The organism is Sphingomonas sp. 2R-10 (assembly GCF_030062225.1).
Classification (GTDB): Bacteria; Pseudomonadota; Alphaproteobacteria; order Sphingomonadales; family Sphingomonadaceae; genus Sphingomonas.
This window is the reverse complement of sequence record NZ_JASCXF010000021.1, coordinates 1-18,489: the sequence shown is the minus strand read 5'-3', so window position 1 is coordinate 18,489 and position 18,489 is coordinate 1. Positions and strand designations below refer to the sequence as shown.

The window sequence follows — 18,489 nt, the reverse complement described above, 5'->3', positions numbered from 1 at the left end:
GGGGACGCCAGTGGAAGATTGCGGCCGTGCCGTAACTGGACCCCGGCCTTCGCCGGGGTACGACCGGGTTGCGACTTCGCTCGACGCCACACGATGCGCCCCTCCGGTCACCATCCGCTTCCTGCCGGCGAGGCTCGCCCCCGAAGCCTTCGCCATCACTACCACCGCGCGCACCATCACCATCCGCGCCGCCACCACCCGCGCGCGCCTCTACGCCGCAGGCTGGCTCCTGCGCCATCTCGACGACCTGACCCTGACCGCCCCCACGCACGTCACCGAAGCCCCGGCGACGGCGATCCGCGGCACCCAGATCGGCTATCGCGCGAAGAACAACAGCTACGACGCATGGACCGTCGCCATGCTGACCCGCCGGATCGAGGATTTCGCGCTGCTGGGCGCCAACCGCATCCAGTTCGTCGCGCCGGTGTCCGACGATGCCGCAAGCTCGCCCCTGTTCCCGCTGCCCGCCACCGAAATGCTGGTCGCGGTCGCCGCCGCCACCCACCGCCTCGGCCTCGATGTCGCACTCTTCTACCCTCTGCTGCGCGATTACGCGAAGCTCGGCAGCACCGACGCCGAGGTCGCCGACATCGCGACGCTCGCCGCGAAACTTCCCGCGCTCGACGCGCTCTACATTCCCGGCGGCGATCCCGGCCATACCGCGCCCGACCGGCTGTTTCCGCTGGCGCAGCGGATCGCCGGCACCCTCCGCCGGCGCTTCGCGAAGGCCGAAGTCCTGCTGTCGACCCAGGGGTTCGACGCCGCCGGCCTCGACGCCTTCCACGCGCAGCTCGCACGGAACCCGCGCTGGCTCAGCGCGATCTTCGTCGGCCCGCAGACCCGCGACGGCATCGCCGCGCATCGCCGCCGCACGCCCGCGCGATACCCGATCGAAACCTATCCCGACACCGCGCACACGATGCACGCGCAATTCCCGATCCCCGACTGGCACCCCGCCTTCGCGCTGACGCAGGGGCGCGAACCGGTGAACCCCCGCCCCATGGCGACCGACCGCATCTTCGCCCATCTCGCGCCCGGCACGCGCGGCTTCGTGACCTATAGCGAAGGCGTCAACGACGACTGGAACGTGACCCAGTGGTTCCGCCTCGGCTGGAACCCCACGACCCCGGCAAGCGACGTCGCACGGGACTATGCGCGGATGTTCGTCGGCGACATGGCGTTCGCCGCGGTGCCGCTGGCGCTGGAGAGCAACTGGCGCGGCGATCCGTCGGCCAATGCCGGGATCGACGCCACGCTGCGGCTGGTCGACGGCATCCGCCCGGCACGCTGGGCCGACTGGCGCATCGACCTGTATCGCTACCGCGCCACCTATGACGCGCTGGTCCGCCACCGCCTGATCGCCGCCGGGGCGACGCAGGGCGAGGCGTTCTGGACGCTGCGCCAGGCGCCGGCGACCGGTGCCGAACCCGCCGCCGTCGCCGCGCGTTTCGCCTATGCCCGCCCCGAACCGGCTATCGTCGCCCCCTTGCGCGCCGACCTGACCGTCATCGCCGACCGGCTGTGGCAGCGCGCGCGGATGCAGCTGTCGGTGCCGCGCCACGGCGCGTCGCATTGGGAACGCGGCGCCAACCTCGACCGCGCCGACATCCAGCTCAACGACCGCACCGTCGTCGAGGCGGAGATCGCCGACGCGCTGACGAAGCCCGACGCCGCCGCCCGCCTCTATGCGATCGGCGATCCATGGCGTACCCGCGACATGGCGCTGTACGACGATCTCGGCGACCCGGCCAACGAACCGCATCTGGTGCGTGGGCCGGGCTTCGACGCCGATCCGCAGTCGATGGCCAGTGCGATCGACGGCGTCGCCGACCATGTTCCCGATCAGGGCTGGCGCATCGCCGATCTCAGCTATGCCGAGGGGCTGTACGAAACCCCCGTCCGGCTGCGCTATACCGGTCTGGAGCGCAACCGCCGCTACCGCCTGATCGCGCGCTGGGCGGGGGAGGATTATGCGCTGCCGATGCGGCTCACCGGCAACGGCGTCGAACTCCACCCCTTCCGTCCGCGCACAGGCGATCGCGAAACCGTCGAAACCGCCATTCCGCAAGGCCTCACCGCCGATGGTACGCTCACCCTCGAATGGCACCGCCCCGCCGGGATCGGCGGTGGCGGACGTGGCCATCAGGTTGCGCAGACCTGGCTGATTCCCGAACCCCTTACCGGAGCATCGCAATGACCCCGATCCTGACCCGCCGCACGCTGATGGGCAGTAGCCTGATCGCCGGTGCCGCCGCCTGCTCGCCGGTCCGTCCGAACGGCGGGGCCGGCCCGCTGCCCGCACCGTGGGGCGCGACGCCCTCGCCGCGCCAGCTGAAATGGCACGACCATCGCCAGTACGGCTTCATCCATTTCTCGATCAACACCTATACCGACAAGGAATGGGGCTATGGCGATGAAGACCCCAAACTGTTCAACCCGACCGACTTCGACCCGGACCAGATCGTCGCGGCGGCAAAGGCGGGCGAACTCACCGGCCTGATCCTGACCGCCAAGCATCATGACGGCTTCTGCCTGTGGCCGACGATGTTGACGGAGCACTGCATCCGCAATTCGCCCTATAAACAGGGAAAAGGTGACATCGTCGGCGAGCTGGAACAGGCATGCCGGCGCGGCGGGATCAACTTCGGCTTGTACCTGTCACCATGGGACCGCAACCGCGCCGATTACGGCACGCCCGGCTACATCGCCTATTACCGCGCGCAGCTGACCGAATTGTGCACCCGCTACGGCAAGCTGTTCGAGGTATGGTTCGACGGCGCGAACGGTGGCGACGGCTATTATGGCGGCGCGCGCGAGACGCGGAAAATCAATGCGGTTCAATATTATGACTGGCCCTCGATCGTCGCGCTGGTCCATCGGCTGCAACCCGATGCCTGCACCTTCGATCCGCTCGGCGCCGACATCCGCTGGGTCGGCAACGAGGACGGCCATGCCGCCGACCCGTGCTGGCCGACCATGCCGAACGAGCCCTACGATCAGGTCAAGGGCAACACCGGCGTACGCGGCGCCGAATTATGGTGGCCGGCGGAAACAAATGTATCGATCCGTCCGGGCTGGTTCTACCATGCCGATGAGGATGCACAGGTAAAATTACCCGGCAAGATCATGGAGATGTACGACCAGTCGGTCGGCCATGGCACCACCTTCCACCTCAACCTGCCCCCCGACCGCCGCGGCCGCATCCACGACCGCGACGTCGCCAGCCTGACCGCCTTCGGCAACGCGTTGCGCGCAACCTTCGCCAACAATCTGGCCGACGGCGCGATCGCCACCGCCAGTGCCGACACCGGCAGCACCGCCCGCAACGTCAACGACGGCAATCTCGATACCTTCTGGCTCGCCCCGGCGGATGCGAAGGATGCGAGCATCATCCTCGACCTGCCGCCCGGCCGCAGCTTCGACACGGTGCGGTTGCAGGAATGGCTGCCGCTGGGTCTGCGCGTCACCCGCTTCGCGATCGACGTGTCCGACGGCGGCGACGCGTGGACGACGGTCGCCGAAAAGGACATGGTCGGCCCGCAGCGCCTCGTCCGCCTGCCCGCGCCCATCAGCCCGCGCCGCGTCCGGTTCCGCACCGTCGCCGCCGAAGCCGGTCCGGCAATCCGCGAATTCGCGCTGTTCCGCTCGGTCGCGCCGGTCGACCTTCCGCCGCTGAAGGTCACCGACGCCAGCATCGTCGACCGCACGACATGGAAGGTGACCGCCGCCAGCGCGCCCGGCGGCGAAGCGCTGCTCGACGCCTCCCCGCGCACCGCGTGGACCAGCAAGGCCCCGGCGACGCTGACCATCGACATGGGCCGCAGCGAGACGCTGGCCGGCTTCACCCTGACGCCGACGCGCCACGTCGACCCGCAGGCGGCCCCGCCGATGAAGTATGTCGTCGAAACCAGCGTCGACGGGCGCAGCTGGACGCCGGGCGGCACCGGCGAATTCCAGAACATCAACTACGCGCGCGCGACCCAGCGGCTGCCTTTCACCACCCCCCGCGCCGCCCGCTATCTGCGCTTCGCCTTCCCGCAACCTGCGGTCCCGGCACCGGCCATCGCGGTCGCGGAGATCGGCGCGTTCCGGTAACGACACGTCGCCCCGGCGACGGCCGGGGCCTCGTGCGGCGAAGCGTCCGGTTCGAACACAGACAGCACCGAACCGGATCGTCCCACCGACGATCCGGCCGGGGCATCATTCGCCCGGCGCGCGCATCAGCTTGCGGATGAAGCCGATCAGCCCGGTCTGACGCGAACGGCGGAGGCGTTCGGCTGCGAGAATCGTCTGCACCTTGCGGAAACAGTCCTCGACATCGTCGTTGACCAGCACATAGTCATAGCCGTCCCAGTGGCTGACTTCCGCCGCGGCGCGCGCCATGCGGCGATCGATCACCTCGGTGCTGTCGGTATTGCGCGACACCAGCCGCTGGCGCAGCTCGGCCATCGACGGCGGCAGGATGAAGACGCGGACGACGTCGCCGCCCGCGATCTGGAACAGCTGTTGCGCGCCCTGCCAGTCGATGTCGAACAGCACGTCCTTGCCCGCGCTCAGCATCGCCTCGACCGGGGCACGCGGCGTACCGTAGCGATTGTCGAACACATGCGCCCATTCGAGGAACTCGTGCTCCGCCGCCATGCGCCGAAATTCCTCGAGGTCGACGAAATGATAATCCTTGCCGTCGACCTCGCCCGGCCGCGGACCACGGGTCGTCGCCGATACCGACATCGACAGATCGTCCTCCGCCGCCAGCAATTTGCGGGCGATGGTCGACTTGCCCGCGCCGGATGGGGACGACAGGACGAACAACACGCCCCGGCGCTTGAAGCCGTGGAGGTCGGGGTCTGGCAGATGGCTCATGGACCGGCCTCTTCGCGCGGGCAGGCGCGCGGCGTCAAGGGGCGACGGCACAAAGCCATCGCCCCTTGCTCGAGTCCACGGCAAGTGGAGTTCCCTCCGGCCGGTCGCGGGTCATCCCGTCCGGCACCAGTCCGCGCCCGGCGGACCGGGCACGCGTCACCAGTCGCGTCGGATCTTGTCCAGCTTGCGCCGGTCATAGGCCTTCTTGGCCACATACCCGCCGCCCAGAATCATGCCGAGCGGTCCCATGCGGCGCATCGCGCTGCCGGCGAACCAGCCCATCGCAGCACCCTTCGCACCACCGCGACCGTCGCGGCGATCCATCTCGCGCCCGACGAGCGCACCGATAATCCGTCCGATCATGCTGCATCCTCCGTTTCGAACAGTTGTTCCTTCAGCTCGGCCGCGCCGCGCAACACGGCCCAGCCGACCGCGTAGGTAACGGCCAGGGGAACGACGACTTTCAGGACGTTGGCAAAGATGGCACCCTTGATCGCGCCATCCACGCTCGAATCGTCGTCGCCGCTCATCTTGTCGATCGCCGCTCCGACCAGTGCCCCTATCGTCGTCGCACCCATTGTCACCTCGCTGAAGTTATGCGGATACAGCGCGGGACGGGCACGGAGGTTCCCTGTGACCGGACATACCGACATGAACGTCGCCGGAGGGCAGGCAGGGCCTTCCGTAGCTCCTACGCCGCGCTGTCAACGAAGATTCCGGCCTCCGCCGGAATGACGTTCGGGGTCGACCGGGTTGCGCTACCCGACCATCGTCTCGGGCCGCACCAGCCGATCGAACGTCGCTTCATCGACCAGCGCCAGCGCCAGCCCCGCCTCGCGCAGCGTCAACCCCTCGGCATGGGCATGCTTGGCGATCCTGGCGGCATTGTCGTACCCGATCTCAGGCGCCAGCGCGGTGACCAGCATCAGCGACCGCTCGACCAGCTCCCCGATCCGCGCGCGGTTCGGCTCGATCCCGTCGACGCAGCGCTGGGCAAAACTCGTCATGCCGATCGCCAGCAGACCGATCGACCGCAGCACCGCCGCGCCGATCAGCGGCTTGAACACGTTGAGTTCCAGATGTCCCTGCATCCCGCCGACGGTGACCGACAGGTGATTGCCCATCACCTGCGCCGCGACCATCGTGAGCATCTCGCACTGGGTCGGGTTGACCTTGCCCGGCATGATCGAGCTGCCCGGCTCGTTGGCGGGAAGGTCGATCTCGCCCAGCCCCGAGCGCGGGCCGGAGCCGAGCAGTCGAATGTCGTTCGCGATCTTGGTCAGCGCCACCGCCAGCGTGTTGAGCGTGCCCGACAGCTGGACCAGCGGGTCGTTCGACGCCAGCGCCTCGAACTTGTTGGGTGCGGTGACGAAGGCGTGGCCGGTGATCGTGGCGATCTCCGCCGCCACCGCTTCGGCAAAGCCCAGCGCGGCGTTCAGTCCGGTGCCAACCGCCGTCCCGCCCTGCGCAAGCCGCAGCAAGTCGCCCTCCGCCCCCTGCAACCGCCGCCTCGCATCGCGCAACTGCGCGACATAGCCGGAAAACTCCTGCCCCAGCGTCAGCGGCGTCGCGTCCTGCAAATGGGTGCGGCCGATCTTGACGATATCGGTCCACGCCTGCGCCTTCGCCTCCAGCGATTCGGCCAGCCGGTCGAGCGCCGGGATCAGATCGCGATTGAGCGCGACGACCGCTGCAACGTGCAGCGCGGTCGGGAAGCTGTCGTTGGACGACTGCCCCTTGTTCACATGATCGTTGGGATGCACCGGCGCCTTGCCGCCGCGCGTACCGGTCAGCGCTTCGTTGGCGCGGCCGGCGATCACCTCGTTGGCGTTCATGTTCGACTGGGTGCCGCTGCCGGTCTGCCAGATGACCAGCGGGAACTGGTCGTCGAGCTTGCCCGCGATCACCTCGCCCGCCGCACGGTCGATCGCGTCGGCGATGTTGCCGTCGAGACCATGGGCACGGTTCACCCGCGCCGCCGCCTGCTTCACGATGGCCAGCGCATGCACGATGCCGATCGGCATTCGCTCGGACGGTGGAAACGGAAAATTCTCGATCGATCGTTCGGTCTGCGCACCCCAATAGGCGGCGGCGGGAACCTCGATCGCGCCGATCGAGTCGGTTTCGGTACGGGTATCGGTCATGCGCGATGAAACCCGCCGGGCGCTCAGTCGATCCGTTTCGACAGGAAGAAGCGGGCATGGCCCGGCGGGAAATCGTCGATCGTGCCGAACTGCGCGAAGCCCAGCTTCTCGTAGAACCCCCGCGCCTGAAAACTGAACGTGTCGAGCCAGATGCCGATGCACCCCGCCTCACCCGCCAATGCCTCGGCCCGCTGCATCAGGTCGCGTCCGATCCCCTGCCCCTTCCGTGCCGGGGAGACGGCGAGGAACTCGACGAACAGCCAGCGATAGCCGATCTTGCCCCACAGCCCGGCAGTGACCGCCCCCGCATCGTCGCGTACGACGATCGCGACCTGCCGCCGCTCGGTCGGACCCGCCGCCGCGTCGTTATGCGCCGACAGGATGCGCAGGATCGCCTCGCGCTCGGCCTCGCCGGGCGTCGCGACGACCTCCACGCTCACTTCTTGCGCTTGAAATCCACCGCGACGACGTTCGACCCGTCCTCGCTGGTTGCGATCGGCGCGTCGTTTTCGGCCGGGTCGTGCGGCTCGGGTTCGTCGCCCGGCTCGTCGTTCGCCTGGAAGCGCAACTCGAAATTGACCGCCGGATCGTGGAATCCGGTGATCGCCGCATAGGGGATGACCAGCGTCGACGGGATGCCGCCGAAGCTCAATCCCACCGAAAAGCGTTCGGCATCGACCGTCAGGTCCCAGAAGCGGTGCTGGATGACGATCGTCATCTCGTCCGGGAAGCGTTCGATCAGCCGCTTGGGGATGTCGACGCCGGGGGCCTGGGTCTTGAAGGTGATGTAGAAGTGATGCTCGCCGGGCAGCGCGCCGGTGGCGGATACCTGTCCCAGCACGCGGCCGACGACGGCGCGCAGGGCTTCCTGGACGATCTCGTCATACGGGATCAGGCTGTCGGCGACGGTCTGGTTCATGGCGCCTTGGGTAACGGCGTTTGCCGGTCCGTCAAGATTCGTTGCGTTGCATGGGGCGAGCCACACGCTATGGGCATTTGCATGCGCACCGCCACCATCGCCCGCACGACCAGCGAGACTCGAATCGACGTCACGCTCAATCTCGACGGCACCGGCACCTATGACGTGTCGACAGGCGTCGGCTTCTTCGATCACATGCTCGAACAGCTGTCGCGGCACTCGCTGATCGACCTGACCGTGCGGACGGTCGGCGACCTGCATATCGACGCGCACCACACCGTCGAGGATACCGGCATTGCCATCGGTGAAGCCTTCGCCAGGGCGCTGGGCGACAAGCGCGGTATCCGCCGCTATGGCGATGCGCTGTCGCCGATGGACGAGACGCTGACCCGCGTCGCGCTCGACATTTCGGGCCGGCCGTGGCTGGTGTGGAAGGTGGACTTCACGCAGGCACAGCTCGGCACGATGGATACCGAGATGTTCGGCCATTTCTGCCACAGCTTCGCGCAGGCGGCCGGCATCACGCTGCATGTCGAGACGCTGTACGGCACCAACAATCATCATATTGCCGAAAGCATCTTCAAGGGGCTGGCGCGCGCGCTGCGCACCGCGACCGAGATCGACCCGCGCAAGGGCGATGCCATCCCCTCGACCAAGGGAGTGTTGTGACATGGTAGCACGTCCGATGCAGCCGATGAGCCTCGCGATGCTCACCTATGTGAAGCCGCTCGACGAGGTCGACGTCCACCGCGACGCGCATGTCGCGTGGATCAAGGCGGCGATGGAAGAAAGCGTCATGCTGCTCGCCGGCCGCCGCACCCCGCCGACCGGCGGCGTGCTGCTGTTCCGGGGAGAAGCCGACGTCGTCGAGGAATTCGCCAGAACCGACCCGTTCGTGGTCAACGGCGTCGCCACGGTCGAGGTCGTCGCCTTCACCATGACGCTGGCGATGGACGCGATCGGCGACCTGTTTTGATCGCACTGATCGATTACGGCGCAGGCAATCTCCATTCGGTCGCCAACGCGCTGAAGGCGGCTGGCGCGCGGGACCTGTCGATCACCGCCGATCCGCAAGCGGTGGCAAAGGCCGACCGCATCGTCCTGCCCGGCGTCGGTGCGTTCGCGGCGTGCATGAACGGGCTGACCGCGATTCCCGGCATGGTCGAGGCGATGCGCGAACGGGCGTTGGACGGCGGCGTGCCGTTCCTGGGTGTTTGCGTCGGCATGCAGTTGCTCGCGACCACCGGCGAGGAGTTCGGCAGCCATGCGGGCCTCGGCTGGATCGACGGCACCGTCCGCCGCCTGGCCCCTGCGGCGGGCGTCACCGTGCCGCATATGGGCTGGAACGATGTCGTACCTTGCCGCAAGCATCCGCTGCTGGTGCCTGGCGAGGCCTATTTCCTGCACAGCTATGCGTTCGACGGCGAACAGGTGCTCGCCACTACCGACCATGGCGGCCCGGTGACCGCGGCGATCGGCCGCGACAACCTGCTCGGCGTGCAGTTCCACCCCGAAAAGAGCCAGCGCTACGGATTGGCGCTGCTGGAGAGGTTCCTCGAATGGCGTCCCTGACTTCCGCTGGCCTGACGGTTTTTCCCGCGATCGACCTGAAGGGCGGACAGGTCGTGCGTCTGGCGGAGGGCGATATGGACCGCGCCACCGTTTACGGCGACGATCCCGCGCATCAGGCGACACTGTTCGCTGCAGCCGGCGCGGATCACCTGCATGTCGTCGACCTCGACGGTGCCTTTGCCGGACAGTCGGTCAACGGCGCTGCGGTCGCGGGTATACTGAAGGCGTTTCCGGGCCGGGTGCAGCTGGGCGGCGGCATCCGCAATCGGGCGAACGTCGACCGCTGGCTCGACCTCGGCGTCGCGCGGGTCGTCATCGGCACGGCGGCGTTGGAAGACCCCGACTTCGTCCGCGAAGCCGCCGCCGCCTGTCCGGACCGCATCGTCGTCGCGGTCGATGCGTGGGACGGCATGGTCGCGACGCGCGGCTGGGCGGACGTGTCGACCGTTTCGGTCACCGACCTCGCCCGCCGGTTCGAGGATGCCGGAGTCGCTGCCGTCCTGTTCACCGATGTCGGGCGCGACGGGATGCTGAAAGGCTGTAATGTCAAGGCGACCGCCGCACTCGCCGCTGCCGTGTCGATCCCGGTCATCGCCAGCGGCGGCGTGGCGGGGATCGAGGATATCCATGCGCTGAAGGGCAAGGCCGGCATCGAGGGAGTCATCACCGGCCGCGCGCTGTACGATGGTCGGCTCGACCTTGCGCAAGCCATTCGGGTCGCCGCGGCATGACCGTGCGGGCGCGCGTCATCCCCTGTCTCGACGTCCATGCCGGGCGGGTGGTGAAGGGCGTGAACTTCGTCGATCTGCGCGATGCGGGCGATCCAGTGGAACAGGCGCGCGCCTATGACGCCGCCGGGGCGGACGAACTGACCTTCCTCGACATCGGCGCCAGCCATGAAGGGCGCGACACGATCATCGACGTGGTACGCCGTACCGCGGAAGTGTGTTTCATGCCGCTGACCGTCGGCGGCGGCGTGCGATCGCCCGACGATGCGCGCGCGCTGCTGCTCGCCGGGGCGGACAAGGTCGCGGTCAATTCCGCCGCCGTGGCGCGCCCCGAACTGGTTGCCGACATCGCCGACCGCTTCGGCAGCCAGTGCGTCACCGCCTCGGTCGATGCGCGGCGGGTCGAGGGCCGGTGGGAGGTGTTCACCCATGGCGGCCGGCGGGCGACCGGCATCGATGCGGTCGAACATGCGCTGCGGCTGGCCGAACTGGGGGCTGGCGAGTTGCTGGTGACGTCGATGGATCGCGACGGGACGCGCGACGGGTACGACCTCGACCTGATCCGGACAATTGCGGACGCGGTGTCGGTGCCGGTGGTGGCGTCGGGCGGCGTCGGGACGCTCGACCATCTGGTGGCGGGCGTGACTCAGGGTCATGCGAGCGCGGTGCTGGCGGCGTCGATCTTCCACTTCGGCGAGGCCTCGGTGGCCGACGCTCATGCCGCGCTGGCGGCGGCGGGGGTTCCGGTGCGGTCGCATTAGAGCCTGATGACATGGTTTTGACCCGTCGGGACGGAGCCGATGCAGGTCTGTGGACAGGAGAGAGGACGGAACGGGGCTTTGCCCCCGTGACGGACGAACGACGCCGCCACGGACCTGCATCGGCCCGCCGCTTCGCGGTTGCCCTGCGCCGCCCGCCGGACATCGTCGCACCGCTTGCCCGGGCGATGCGCCCGCGCTGCGCGGCACTCCTTGCCAGCGAACGGCGCAGGGCAATCACGATGGGTCAAAACCATGTCATCAGGCTCTAAGATCCTCCCCGGCACGGGGAGGGGGACCATGCGCAGCATGGTGGAGGGGGGTGTCCGCATACGGCACGGTTGCGTTGCGGGGCGATCCCCCTCCACCATCGCCTTCGGCGACGGTCCCCCTCCCCATGAATGGGGAGGATTTTCACGTCTCGCAAAACCCCCTACAGCCCCTCCATGGTCACCACCGCCCTCGCCGCCCATTCGGGTATCGCGCCACCCCGCGAAGGCTTCGCCTTCTCCGACGTGGCGACGTTCGTCGCGTTTGTCTTCATGGTGGTGCTGGCACGGCGGGCGATCCGCAACCGCAAGCGCAGGGACTGACATGGACGCCTTCGACCGGCTCGAATCGGTGATCGCCAGCCGGATGGGCAGCGATCCGGCCCAATCCTATGTCGCCAGGCTGCACGCGCGCGGCACGGCGAAGATCGCGCAGAAGGTCGGGGAGGAGGCGGTCGAGTGCGTGATCGCGGCGATGGCCGACGACCGCGCCGGGCTGATCGGCGAGGCCGCCGACCTGCTGTTCCACCTGACGCTGTTGCTGCGGGCGCAGGGCATCACGCTCGACGACGTCCGCGCCGAACTGACGCGGCGCGACGGCGTCTCGGGCATCGCCGAAAAAGCCGCTCGCCCCAAGGAGTGACCGCCATGCCGATCGACGCGACCCAGCCCTATGACGACGCCAACATCTTCGCCCGCATCCTGCGCGGGGAGATACCGGCAAAGCGCGTGTACGAGGACGAATTCGCCCTAGCCTTCCACGACATCGCCCCGCAGGCGCCGGTGCATGTGCTGGTGATTCCCAAGGGCGCCTATGTGTCGTGGGACGATTTCTCAGGCCGGGCGAGCGATGCCGAGATCGCCGGGTTCGTCCGTGCAGTAGGGCAGGTCGCCCGCGCGAACGGGCTGGTCGAACCGGGCTATCGCCTGCTCGCCAATGTCGGCGGCGACGGGGGGCAGGAGGTGCCGCATCTGCACGTCCACCTGTTCGGTGGCGTACCGCTGGGGCCGATGCTGGCACGATAGGTCAGCTTTATTGCACGAAAGGAATTGCGCAGGCCGGATTTGCGGGTAGGTTCACGCCTTTGCAAATCCGCGGTGTCCGACAGAAGGCGCCGCGTTTGGGGGGCCTGCATGATTTTCGGCCGTATCAAGCCACTCGACGCGATCCTTGCGACCGCGGAAAAGAAATCGCTGACCCGCACCCTCGGTGCGTTCCAGCTGACCATGCTGGGCGTCGGTGCCATCATCGGCACCGGCATCTTCGTTCTCACCTCCGAAGCGGCGCAAAAGGCCGGACCGGGCATGATGTTCTCGTTCATCATCGCCGGCGCGGTCTGCGCGGTCGCGGCGCTGTGCTACTCCGAATTCGCGTCGATGGTGCCGGTGTCGGGTTCGGCCTACACCTACACCTATGCCGTGCTGGGCGAATTGCTGGCGTGGATGGTCGGCTGGGCGCTGGTGCTCGAATATGCCGTCGCCGCCTCGGCGGTATCGGTCGGGTGGTCGGGCTATTTCGTCGGACAGTTGCAGGGGTGGTTCGGGATCACCCTGCCGACCGCGCTGATCTCCGGCCCCTATGTGCCGGGCGGGCTCATCAACCTGCCCGCGGTCGTCATCGCGCTGCTCATCACCGGGCTGCTGATGCTCGGCACCAGCGAAAGCGCGAAGGTGAACGCGGTGCTGGTCGCGATCAAGGTGACGGCGCTGACCGCGTTCATCGTCCTCGCACTGCCGGTGATGCGGATGGAGAATTTCGAACCCTTCACGCCGAACGGCTGGTTCGGGTCGGGCGGCGCGGGCGTCGTCGGCGCCGCGGCGTCGATCTTCTTCGCCTATGTCGGGTTCGACGCGGTATCGACCGCCGCCGAGGAGACGAAAAACCCGCAGCGCAACGTGCCGCTGGGGCTGATCGGCAGCCTCGGCATCTGCACCGTCTTCTACATGCTGGTCGCCGCCGGGGCGATCGGATCGCCTCTGGGTTCGCAGCCGGTGACCTCGGCGCTGGGCGAATGGCTGGCGCCCGGGTCGGCGGCGCTGGGTGCGCGCTGCACCGAGCTGGCCGGCATGGGCACCGAACCGCTGGCCTGTTCGAAGGAAGCGCTGGCGCACGTCCTGCGCGAGATCGGCTACTTGAACATCGGCAACCTGATCGGCCTCGCCGCCTTCCTCGCCCTGCCCTCGGTCATCCTCGTGATGCTGTTCGGCCAGACGCGCATCTTCTTCACAATGTCGCGCGACGGCCTGCTGCCCGAAAAGCTGTCGACCATCCACCCGAAGTGGAAGACGCCGCACGTCATCACCGCGATCACCGGCGTCGGCGTGACCTTCGCCGCCGCGTTCCTGCCGGTCGGCAAGCTGGCGGACATCGCCAATGCCGGGACGCTGTTCGCGTTCTTCATGGTCGCGGTCGGCGTGCTGGTGCTGCGCAGGCGCGATCCGGGTCGCCATCGCCCGTTCCGCACCCCCGCCGTATGGCTGGTGGCGCCGGCGACCATGATCGGCTGCGTCGGCCTGTACGTGGCCCTTCCGCCCGATGCGATGCTGGTGCTGCCGGTCTGGGGCGCGGTCGGGCTCGTGATCTATTTCCTCTACGGCTATCGCCGCAGCCATCTGGGCCGAGGAATCGTCGAGGTGCCGGAGATGGACGACGGCCGGAACACGCCCGGCGCGCACTGATCCGCCGGAGCAGACACAAAAAAGGGGGGAGGCCGAACCGATCGGCCTCCCCCCTTTTCGTTCGTGCGGAACGTCGCTCAGCCGAGCCGTTCGTGCATCAGCCTGGTCAGGTCGACCTCGGGCCGGGCGCCATAGTGCGAGATGATCTCGGCGGCGCACAGCGCACCCAGCGTCAGCGAACGTTCGATGTCGTAGCCATGCGACTGGCCGTGCAGGAAGCCGGCGGCGAACAGGTCGCCTGCGCCGGTGGTGTCGACGACGCGTGCGACCGGCTGGGCCGGCACGCTGGTCCGCTCGCCGCCGGTCACCGCGATCGCGCCATGTTCGCCGCGGGTGACGACCAGCACCGGAACCTGCGCTGCGACCTTGTCGACCGCAGCGTCGAAATCATCGACCTGCGCCAGGGCCAGCAGCTCGGTTTCGTTGGCGAACAGGATGTCGATCTGCCCTTCGGCGATCAGGTCACGGAAGTCGTCGCCGTGACGCGAGATGCAGAAGGTGTCCGACAGGGTGAAGGCGACCTTGCGCCCCGCGTCGCGTGCGATGCGGATGCCGGCGCGCATCGCCGCGCGCGGCTCTTCGGGGTCCCACAGATAGCCTTCGAGATACAGGATCGCACCGCTGGCGATCAGGTCGGCGTCGAGCGCGGCTTCGGGCAGGAACTGCGACGCGCCGAGGAAGGTGTTCATCGTGCGCTGCCCGTCGGGCGTCACGAAGATCAGGCAGCGCGCAGTGGTCGGCTCGCCGGCACGGACCGCGGTGTCGAAGCGGACGCCCGCGGCGCGGATGTCGTGCGCGAACACCGCGCCGAGCTGGTCGTCGGCGACCTGACCGATGAACCCGGTCTTCCCCCCCAGCGCGGCGATGCCGGCGACGGTGTTGGCGGCCGACCCACCCGATACTTCGCGCCCCGGCCCCATCTTTGCATAGAGCGCGTCGGCGTCGGCGGGCGAGAAGACGAGTTGCATCGACCCCTTGGTCATGCCCTGTTCGGCAAGGAAGGCGTCGTCGGACTGCGCCAGGATATCGACGATGGCATTGCCGATCGCGACGACGTCGAGCGTGGGTTGGGTCAAGCAAGGTCTCCGGAAAGTCGGTCCGCCGCGCCGATGCGCCCGGACATTGCCTTGCGCGTTAGCCAGCCGTGCGGCCCCTAGCAAGCGGGCGCGGGCGTTGACGTCGCCCCCGCACCCCCGCATCGTCGCGCCATGATCGAAAGCCTTTTCCTGTCCGTCGCGCAGCTTGGCGACCGCATTTTCCTGCGCGTACTCGCCAAGTCGCTGGCGGTGACGTTGCTACTGCTCGCGGCGGTCGGCGCGGGGCTGGCATGGGGCGCGCGGTGGATCACGACCGACCTGTTCGTCCTGGGTGATGACGCCGGCACGCTTGCCGCGATCGCCGCGGTGATCGTCGCGGTCGGGCTGGCATGGCTGCTGTTCCGCATCGTCGCGATCGCGATGATCGGGCTGTTCGCCGACGAGGTGGTCGAGGCGGTCGAAGCGAAACACTATCCCGCCGCCCTCGCCACCGCCCGCCCGGTGCCACTCGGCCGGTCGCTGGGCATGAGCGGCAAGTCGGTGCTGAGGGCGCTGGCGGTCAATGCGTTCTTCCTGCCGCTCTACCTGCTGCTGCTGGCCACGGGGATCGGGACGGCGGCGGTATTCTTCGTCGTCAATGGCTGGCTGCTCGGCCGCGACCTGTCGGACATGGTCGCCGCCCGCCACCTGCCGCCCGCGGCGATGCCCGCCGAGCGGTCGGCGAGCGGCGGGCGGCGGTTTCTTCTGGGCTTGATGGGAACCGGACTGCTGATGATACCGTTTGTGAATTTCGTTGCGCCGCTCGTCGGCGCGGCGATGGCGACGCATGCCTTTCATCGTCGCCGCAGCAAGGGGGTCGGGAATGCGTAGCGCGTGGATCAGCGTGGGTTTGGGGCTGGCCGTGTCGGCCTGCGCCGCCACCGGTCCGGTCGTACGCCAGAACGCCCTGCCTGCGCCCCCCGCCCCGACCTATGGCACGATCGGCCTCGAACGCGTCATGGGACAGAACGCCAGTGCAGTTACCCAGCTGTTCGGCCAGCCGCAGCTCGACCTGACCGAAGGGGCCGGGCGCAAGCTGCAGTTCGGATCGAACATCTGCGTCCTCGACGCCTATCTCTACGCACCCGCGCAGGGCGGCGTGCCGGTCGTCCGCCATGTCGATGCACGCCAGCGCAGCGGCGCGCCGATCGATCGCGCCAGCTGCGTCGCGGCGCTGACGCGGCGCGACGGGGGCCGCTGATCCAGAAATGCTGCGATTACGAAACGATGCCCGGCACGACATGAAATCGCCAGCCGTCCGGTGGCGGCACTTCCCGACAGTTTCATTGCGACCCACCACTTCCTTGCCAGAACAGGAACCTGCCTGACCATGCCGACGATCGTCCCTGTGATCCTTTCCGGCGGCTCGGGCACGCGCCTGTGGCCGATGTCCACGCCGGAGACGCCCAAGCAGATGCTGGCGCTGACCGCGGAATCGACCATGTTGCAGCTGACCGCGACCCGCGCGGTGGGTGACGGCTTCGCCGCACCGATCATCGTCGCCAATGCGCGGCACGCCGACATGATCGACCGCCAGCTGGGCGCGATCGACGCCGTTCCCAGCGCGCTGATCCTCGAACCCGCCGGACGCAACACCGCACCGGCGATCGCGCTCGCCGCGCTCGCCGCAGAACGGCCCGACGCGATCCTGCTGGTGATGCCGTCGGACCATGTCATCGCCGATGTCGCCGCGTTCCACGTCGCGGTCCAGCGTGCGCTGCCCAAGGTGCAGGATGGCTGGCTGGCGACGTTCGGCATCACCCCCGATGCGCCCGAGACCGGCTATGGCTGGATCCAGGCCGGCGAACAGGTCGCCGACGGCGTCCACCGCGTCGCCCGCTTCGTCGAGAAGCCGCCGCTGGATGCCGCGCAGGCAATGCTGGCAGGAGGCGACCATGTGTGGAACGGCGGCATCTTCCTGTTCCGTGCCGACCGCTATCTCGCCGAGCTGGGCCAGCATGAGCCGGCGATGCTGGCGGCGTGCCAGCGCGCGATGACGGAGGCCGAGCGCAACGGCAACCGCATCGCGCCCGATGCCGCCGCCTTTGCCGAGGCGCCGTCGCAGTCGATCGACTATGCGGTGATGGAAAAGGCCGACCGCGTCGTCGTCGTGCCGGTCGCGATGGGCTGGAACGACCTCGGCAGCTGGGACGCGCTGCATGCGATCAGCGCGCGCGACGATACCGGCAACGCCCATCGCGGCGAGGTGCTGGCGATCGACACCCGTGACTGCCTCGTCCGCACCGATGGCATCCGCATCCGGATGGTCGGCGTGTCCGACCTGATCGTCGTGGCGAGCGGCAACGACCTGCTGATCCTGCCGCGCGGGCGCAGCCAGGACGTCAAGAAGCTCGTCGAGGCGATGAAATAACCCCTTGTCCCGGCGGGCCACAGCGCCGCGCCAATCGGAGTATCCCATGAAGCAACTGATCGCCTTCGACCTCGACGGGACGCTGGCCGAGAGCAAGCAGCAGCTGACCGAGCCGATGGGCGAGGCGCTGGCCGACCTGCTGGGCGTCGCGCATGTTGCGATCATCTCGGGCGGCGACTGGCCGCAGTTCGAAAAGCAGGTCGCGACCCGCCTGCCCGAACGTGCCGACCTGTCGCGGCTGTGGATGATGCCGACCAGCGGCACCAAGCTGTACACCCATGGCGACGGGCGCTGGAACGCGGTCTATGCCGACCTGTTCGACGACGCGACCAGGGCGAACATCCTCGAAGCGTTCGACGCCGCGCTGGAAGCGACCGGCTTCGCCCCCGAACAGACCTGGGGCGAACGGATCGAGGACCGCGGCAGCCAGATCACCTTCTCGGCGCTGGGCCAGCAGGCCCCGATCGACGCCAAGGAACATTGGGACCCCGGGTTCGAGAAGCGCAAGATCATCCAGGCCGACCTGAAGCAGCGCCTGCCGGGCCTGTCGATCAACATGGGCGGCGCGACCTCGATCGACATTACAAAGGAAGGCGTCGACAAGGCGACCGGCCTTGCCAAGCTGGCCGATATCAGCGGAATCGCCACCGACGACATGCTGTTCATCGGCGACGCGATCTTCCCCGGCGGCAACGATTATGCGCCCAAGGCAGCGGGCATGGACACGGTGAAAATCCGCGACCCGCAGGAAACGCTGGCCGTGATCGAGGCCATCGTCGCCTGCCAGAAGTGACCGGCACGCCCCCCTGCCCCGCCGGTGTGCGCGGGGCAGGGGGGCGGCCCAAAGGTCACGAAAGTCACACTCGCGCAGTATTGCGCGGCACCTTGATTTTGCCGGTACGCGTTCGCATGGTTCGACGGTGTGAAAGAGCCGGTCGGACCATGCCATGCGCGTGCAGCTGTAGGAAAGCTCCCGCTTCTAACTAGAGCATCGAGCGTTTAATCAAGCGCATAGCCGGCGGCGGTGAAGTAGTTGCGACACTCGCCGGGGTCATACAGATTGCAGATAGAGCCAACGGTTTTCCAGAGGTCGTCGATGGTCCTGGCGCC

Annotated in this window: 22 protein-coding genes; 15 read left to right on the top strand and 7 right to left on the bottom strand. The window is 68.1% G+C overall.

What is annotated here, in order from left to right; all coding sequences use genetic code 11:
- Positions 1-10: 10 nt before the first annotated feature.
- Together QLH51_RS11200 and QLH51_RS11195 are read left to right on the top strand one after the other, a co-directional pair.
- Complete coding sequence (locus QLH51_RS11200) at positions 11-2,197, top strand: hypothetical protein (protein WP_125658972.1); 2,187 nt, start codon at positions 11-13, stop codon at positions 2,195-2,197.
- Positions 2,194-4,095, top strand: a complete 1,902-nt coding sequence (locus QLH51_RS11195) for an alpha-L-fucosidase (RefSeq protein WP_125658975.1) — start codon at positions 2,194-2,196, stop codon at positions 4,093-4,095. The genes QLH51_RS11200 and QLH51_RS11195 overlap by 4 nt, the downstream gene beginning before the upstream one ends.
- A 105-nt stretch (positions 4,096-4,200) precedes the next feature.
- Here QLH51_RS11195 and gmk read toward each other — a convergent pair whose 3' ends face one another.
- From gmk to QLH51_RS11165, 6 genes are all read right to left on the bottom strand, one after another.
- On the bottom strand, positions 4,201-4,863 hold the full coding sequence (gene gmk / locus QLH51_RS11190; protein ID WP_125658979.1) for a guanylate kinase: 663 nt from the start codon (positions 4,861-4,863) through the stop codon (positions 4,201-4,203).
- 156 nt (positions 4,864-5,019) lie between these two features.
- The gene (locus QLH51_RS11185; RefSeq protein ID WP_125658981.1) at positions 5,020-5,226 is read right to left on the bottom strand and encodes a hypothetical protein; all 207 of its coding nucleotides are present in this window, start codon (positions 5,224-5,226) and stop codon (positions 5,020-5,022) included.
- The gene (locus QLH51_RS11180; RefSeq protein WP_125658983.1) at positions 5,223-5,441 is read right to left on the bottom strand and encodes a hypothetical protein; all 219 of its coding nucleotides are present in this window, start codon (positions 5,439-5,441) and stop codon (positions 5,223-5,225) included. Before QLH51_RS11180 ends, QLH51_RS11185 begins: the two co-directional genes overlap by 4 nt.
- A 180-nt stretch (positions 5,442-5,621) precedes the next feature.
- The gene (fumC, locus tag QLH51_RS11175; protein ID WP_125658986.1) at positions 5,622-7,007 is read right to left on the bottom strand and encodes a class II fumarate hydratase; all 1,386 of its coding nucleotides are present in this window, start codon (positions 7,005-7,007) and stop codon (positions 5,622-5,624) included.
- 23 nt (positions 7,008-7,030) lie between these two features.
- Positions 7,031-7,447 (bottom strand): GNAT family N-acetyltransferase, encoded by a 417-nt coding sequence (locus QLH51_RS11170; RefSeq protein WP_125658990.1) that lies wholly within the window; start codon positions 7,445-7,447, stop codon positions 7,031-7,033.
- Positions 7,444-7,926 carry an SspB family protein gene (locus QLH51_RS11165; RefSeq protein ID WP_125658993.1) on the bottom strand — a complete coding sequence of 161 codons (483 nt, stop codon included), beginning with the start codon at positions 7,924-7,926 and terminating at the stop codon, positions 7,444-7,446. Before QLH51_RS11165 ends, QLH51_RS11170 begins: the two co-directional genes overlap by 4 nt.
- An 81-nt stretch (positions 7,927-8,007) precedes the next feature.
- Here QLH51_RS11165 and hisB point away from each other — a divergent pair, with 81 nt between their 5' ends.
- The 9 genes from hisB to QLH51_RS11120 all read left to right on the top strand — a co-directional run bounded on the left by hisB (position 8,008) and on the right by QLH51_RS11120 (position 13,932).
- A complete protein-coding gene (hisB, locus tag QLH51_RS11160; RefSeq protein WP_125658996.1) occupies positions 8,008-8,595 on the top strand; it encodes an imidazoleglycerol-phosphate dehydratase HisB in 588 nt (195 codons plus the stop codon).
- A 1-nt stretch (position 8,596) separates the two neighbouring features.
- Positions 8,597-8,902 carry a YciI family protein gene (locus QLH51_RS11155; protein ID WP_164516172.1) on the top strand — a complete coding sequence of 102 codons (306 nt, stop codon included), beginning with the start codon at positions 8,597-8,599 and terminating at the stop codon, positions 8,900-8,902.
- Complete coding sequence (hisH, locus tag QLH51_RS11150; RefSeq protein WP_125659002.1) at positions 8,899-9,498, top strand: imidazole glycerol phosphate synthase subunit HisH; 600 nt, start codon at positions 8,899-8,901, stop codon at positions 9,496-9,498. The genes QLH51_RS11155 and hisH overlap by 4 nt, the downstream gene beginning before the upstream one ends.
- Entirely contained in the window at positions 9,486-10,229 is a 744-nt protein-coding gene (hisA, locus tag QLH51_RS11145) for a 1-(5-phosphoribosyl)-5-[(5-phosphoribosylamino)methylideneamino]imidazole-4-carboxamide isomerase (protein WP_125659005.1), read from the top strand. The genes hisH and hisA overlap by 13 nt, the downstream gene beginning before the upstream one ends.
- A complete protein-coding gene (gene hisF / locus QLH51_RS11140; RefSeq protein ID WP_125659009.1) occupies positions 10,226-10,987 on the top strand; it encodes an imidazole glycerol phosphate synthase subunit HisF in 762 nt (253 codons plus the stop codon). Before hisA ends, hisF begins: the two co-directional genes overlap by 4 nt.
- A 443-nt stretch (positions 10,988-11,430) precedes the next feature.
- On the top strand, positions 11,431-11,577 hold the full coding sequence (locus QLH51_RS11135; RefSeq protein ID WP_164516173.1) for a hypothetical protein: 147 nt from the start codon (positions 11,431-11,433) through the stop codon (positions 11,575-11,577).
- Position 11,578: 1 nt separating this feature from the next.
- Positions 11,579-11,896, top strand: coding sequence for a phosphoribosyl-ATP diphosphatase (locus QLH51_RS11130; protein WP_125659011.1), 318 nt, complete (start codon positions 11,579-11,581; stop codon positions 11,894-11,896).
- A 5-nt stretch (positions 11,897-11,901) separates the two neighbouring features.
- On the top strand, positions 11,902-12,279 hold the full coding sequence (locus QLH51_RS11125) for a histidine triad nucleotide-binding protein (RefSeq protein ID WP_125659014.1): 378 nt from the start codon (positions 11,902-11,904) through the stop codon (positions 12,277-12,279).
- 108 nt (positions 12,280-12,387) lie between these two features.
- Complete coding sequence (locus tag QLH51_RS11120; protein WP_125659017.1) at positions 12,388-13,932, top strand: amino acid permease; 1,545 nt, start codon at positions 12,388-12,390, stop codon at positions 13,930-13,932.
- Between the two features lie 77 nt (positions 13,933-14,009).
- On the opposite strand, the gene QLH51_RS11115 is transcribed toward QLH51_RS11120, so the two are convergent.
- Positions 14,010-15,008, bottom strand: coding sequence for an adenosine kinase (locus QLH51_RS11115; protein ID WP_125659020.1), 999 nt, complete (start codon positions 15,006-15,008; stop codon positions 14,010-14,012).
- Positions 15,009-15,140: 132 nt separating this feature from the next.
- On the opposite strand from QLH51_RS11115, the gene QLH51_RS11110 reads away from it, so the two are divergent.
- The 4 genes from QLH51_RS11110 (at position 15,141) to QLH51_RS11095 (ending at position 18,172) form a co-directional block, all read left to right on the top strand.
- A complete protein-coding gene (locus QLH51_RS11110; RefSeq protein WP_125659023.1) occupies positions 15,141-15,839 on the top strand; it encodes an EI24 domain-containing protein in 699 nt (232 codons plus the stop codon).
- Entirely contained in the window at positions 15,832-16,209 is a 378-nt protein-coding gene (locus QLH51_RS11105; RefSeq protein ID WP_125659026.1) for a hypothetical protein, read from the top strand. Before QLH51_RS11110 ends, QLH51_RS11105 begins: the two co-directional genes overlap by 8 nt.
- A 129-nt stretch (positions 16,210-16,338) precedes the next feature.
- Entirely contained in the window at positions 16,339-17,379 is a 1,041-nt protein-coding gene (locus tag QLH51_RS11100; protein WP_125659029.1) for a mannose-1-phosphate guanylyltransferase/mannose-6-phosphate isomerase, read from the top strand.
- A gap of 46 nt (positions 17,380-17,425) precedes the next feature.
- Positions 17,426-18,172: an HAD-IIB family hydrolase gene (locus QLH51_RS11095; RefSeq protein WP_125659032.1), complete on the top strand. Its 747-nt coding sequence runs from the start codon at positions 17,426-17,428 to the stop codon at positions 18,170-18,172.
- The last annotated feature ends 317 nt before the right edge of the window (positions 18,173-18,489 follow it).

What these genes read in the sequence shown, in the direction of transcription:
- QLH51_RS11110 (WP_125659023.1), top strand. Translation starts at nt 15,141, where the DNA reads ATGATCGAAAGCCTTTTCCTGTCCGTCGCGCAGCTTGGCGACCGCATT.
- hisA (WP_125659005.1), top strand. Translation starts at nt 9,486, where the DNA reads ATGGCGTCCCTGACTTCCGCTGGCCTGACGGTTTTTCCCGCGATCGAC.
- QLH51_RS11135 (WP_164516173.1), top strand. Translation starts at nt 11,431, where the DNA reads ATGGTCACCACCGCCCTCGCCGCCCATTCGGGTATCGCGCCACCCCGC.
- QLH51_RS11195 (WP_125658975.1), top strand. Translation starts at nt 2,194, where the DNA reads ATGACCCCGATCCTGACCCGCCGCACGCTGATGGGCAGTAGCCTGATC.
- QLH51_RS11125 (WP_125659014.1), top strand. Translation starts at nt 11,902, where the DNA reads ATGCCGATCGACGCGACCCAGCCCTATGACGACGCCAACATCTTCGCC.
- QLH51_RS11155 (WP_164516172.1), top strand. Translation starts at nt 8,597, where the DNA reads ATGGTAGCACGTCCGATGCAGCCGATGAGCCTCGCGATGCTCACCTAT.
- QLH51_RS11095 (WP_125659032.1), top strand. Translation starts at nt 17,426, where the DNA reads ATGAAGCAACTGATCGCCTTCGACCTCGACGGGACGCTGGCCGAGAGC.
- QLH51_RS11100 (WP_125659029.1), top strand. Translation starts at nt 16,339, where the DNA reads ATGCCGACGATCGTCCCTGTGATCCTTTCCGGCGGCTCGGGCACGCGC.
- QLH51_RS11130 (WP_125659011.1), top strand. Translation starts at nt 11,579, where the DNA reads ATGGACGCCTTCGACCGGCTCGAATCGGTGATCGCCAGCCGGATGGGC.
- QLH51_RS11165 (WP_125658993.1), bottom strand. Translation starts at nt 7,926, where the DNA reads ATGAACCAGACCGTCGCCGACAGCCTGATCCCGTATGACGAGATCGTC.
- gmk (WP_125658979.1), bottom strand. Translation starts at nt 4,863, where the DNA reads ATGAGCCATCTGCCAGACCCCGACCTCCACGGCTTCAAGCGCCGGGGC.
- hisF (WP_125659009.1), top strand. Translation starts at nt 10,226, where the DNA reads ATGACCGTGCGGGCGCGCGTCATCCCCTGTCTCGACGTCCATGCCGGG.
- QLH51_RS11105 (WP_125659026.1), top strand. Translation starts at nt 15,832, where the DNA reads ATGCGTAGCGCGTGGATCAGCGTGGGTTTGGGGCTGGCCGTGTCGGCC.
- fumC (WP_125658986.1), bottom strand. Translation starts at nt 7,007, where the DNA reads ATGACCGATACCCGTACCGAAACCGACTCGATCGGCGCGATCGAGGTT.
- QLH51_RS11180 (WP_125658983.1), bottom strand. Translation starts at nt 5,441, where the DNA reads ATGGGTGCGACGACGATAGGGGCACTGGTCGGAGCGGCGATCGACAAG.
- hisB (WP_125658996.1), top strand. Translation starts at nt 8,008, where the DNA reads ATGCGCACCGCCACCATCGCCCGCACGACCAGCGAGACTCGAATCGAC.
- QLH51_RS11120 (WP_125659017.1), top strand. Translation starts at nt 12,388, where the DNA reads ATGATTTTCGGCCGTATCAAGCCACTCGACGCGATCCTTGCGACCGCG.
- QLH51_RS11185 (WP_125658981.1), bottom strand. Translation starts at nt 5,226, where the DNA reads ATGATCGGACGGATTATCGGTGCGCTCGTCGGGCGCGAGATGGATCGC.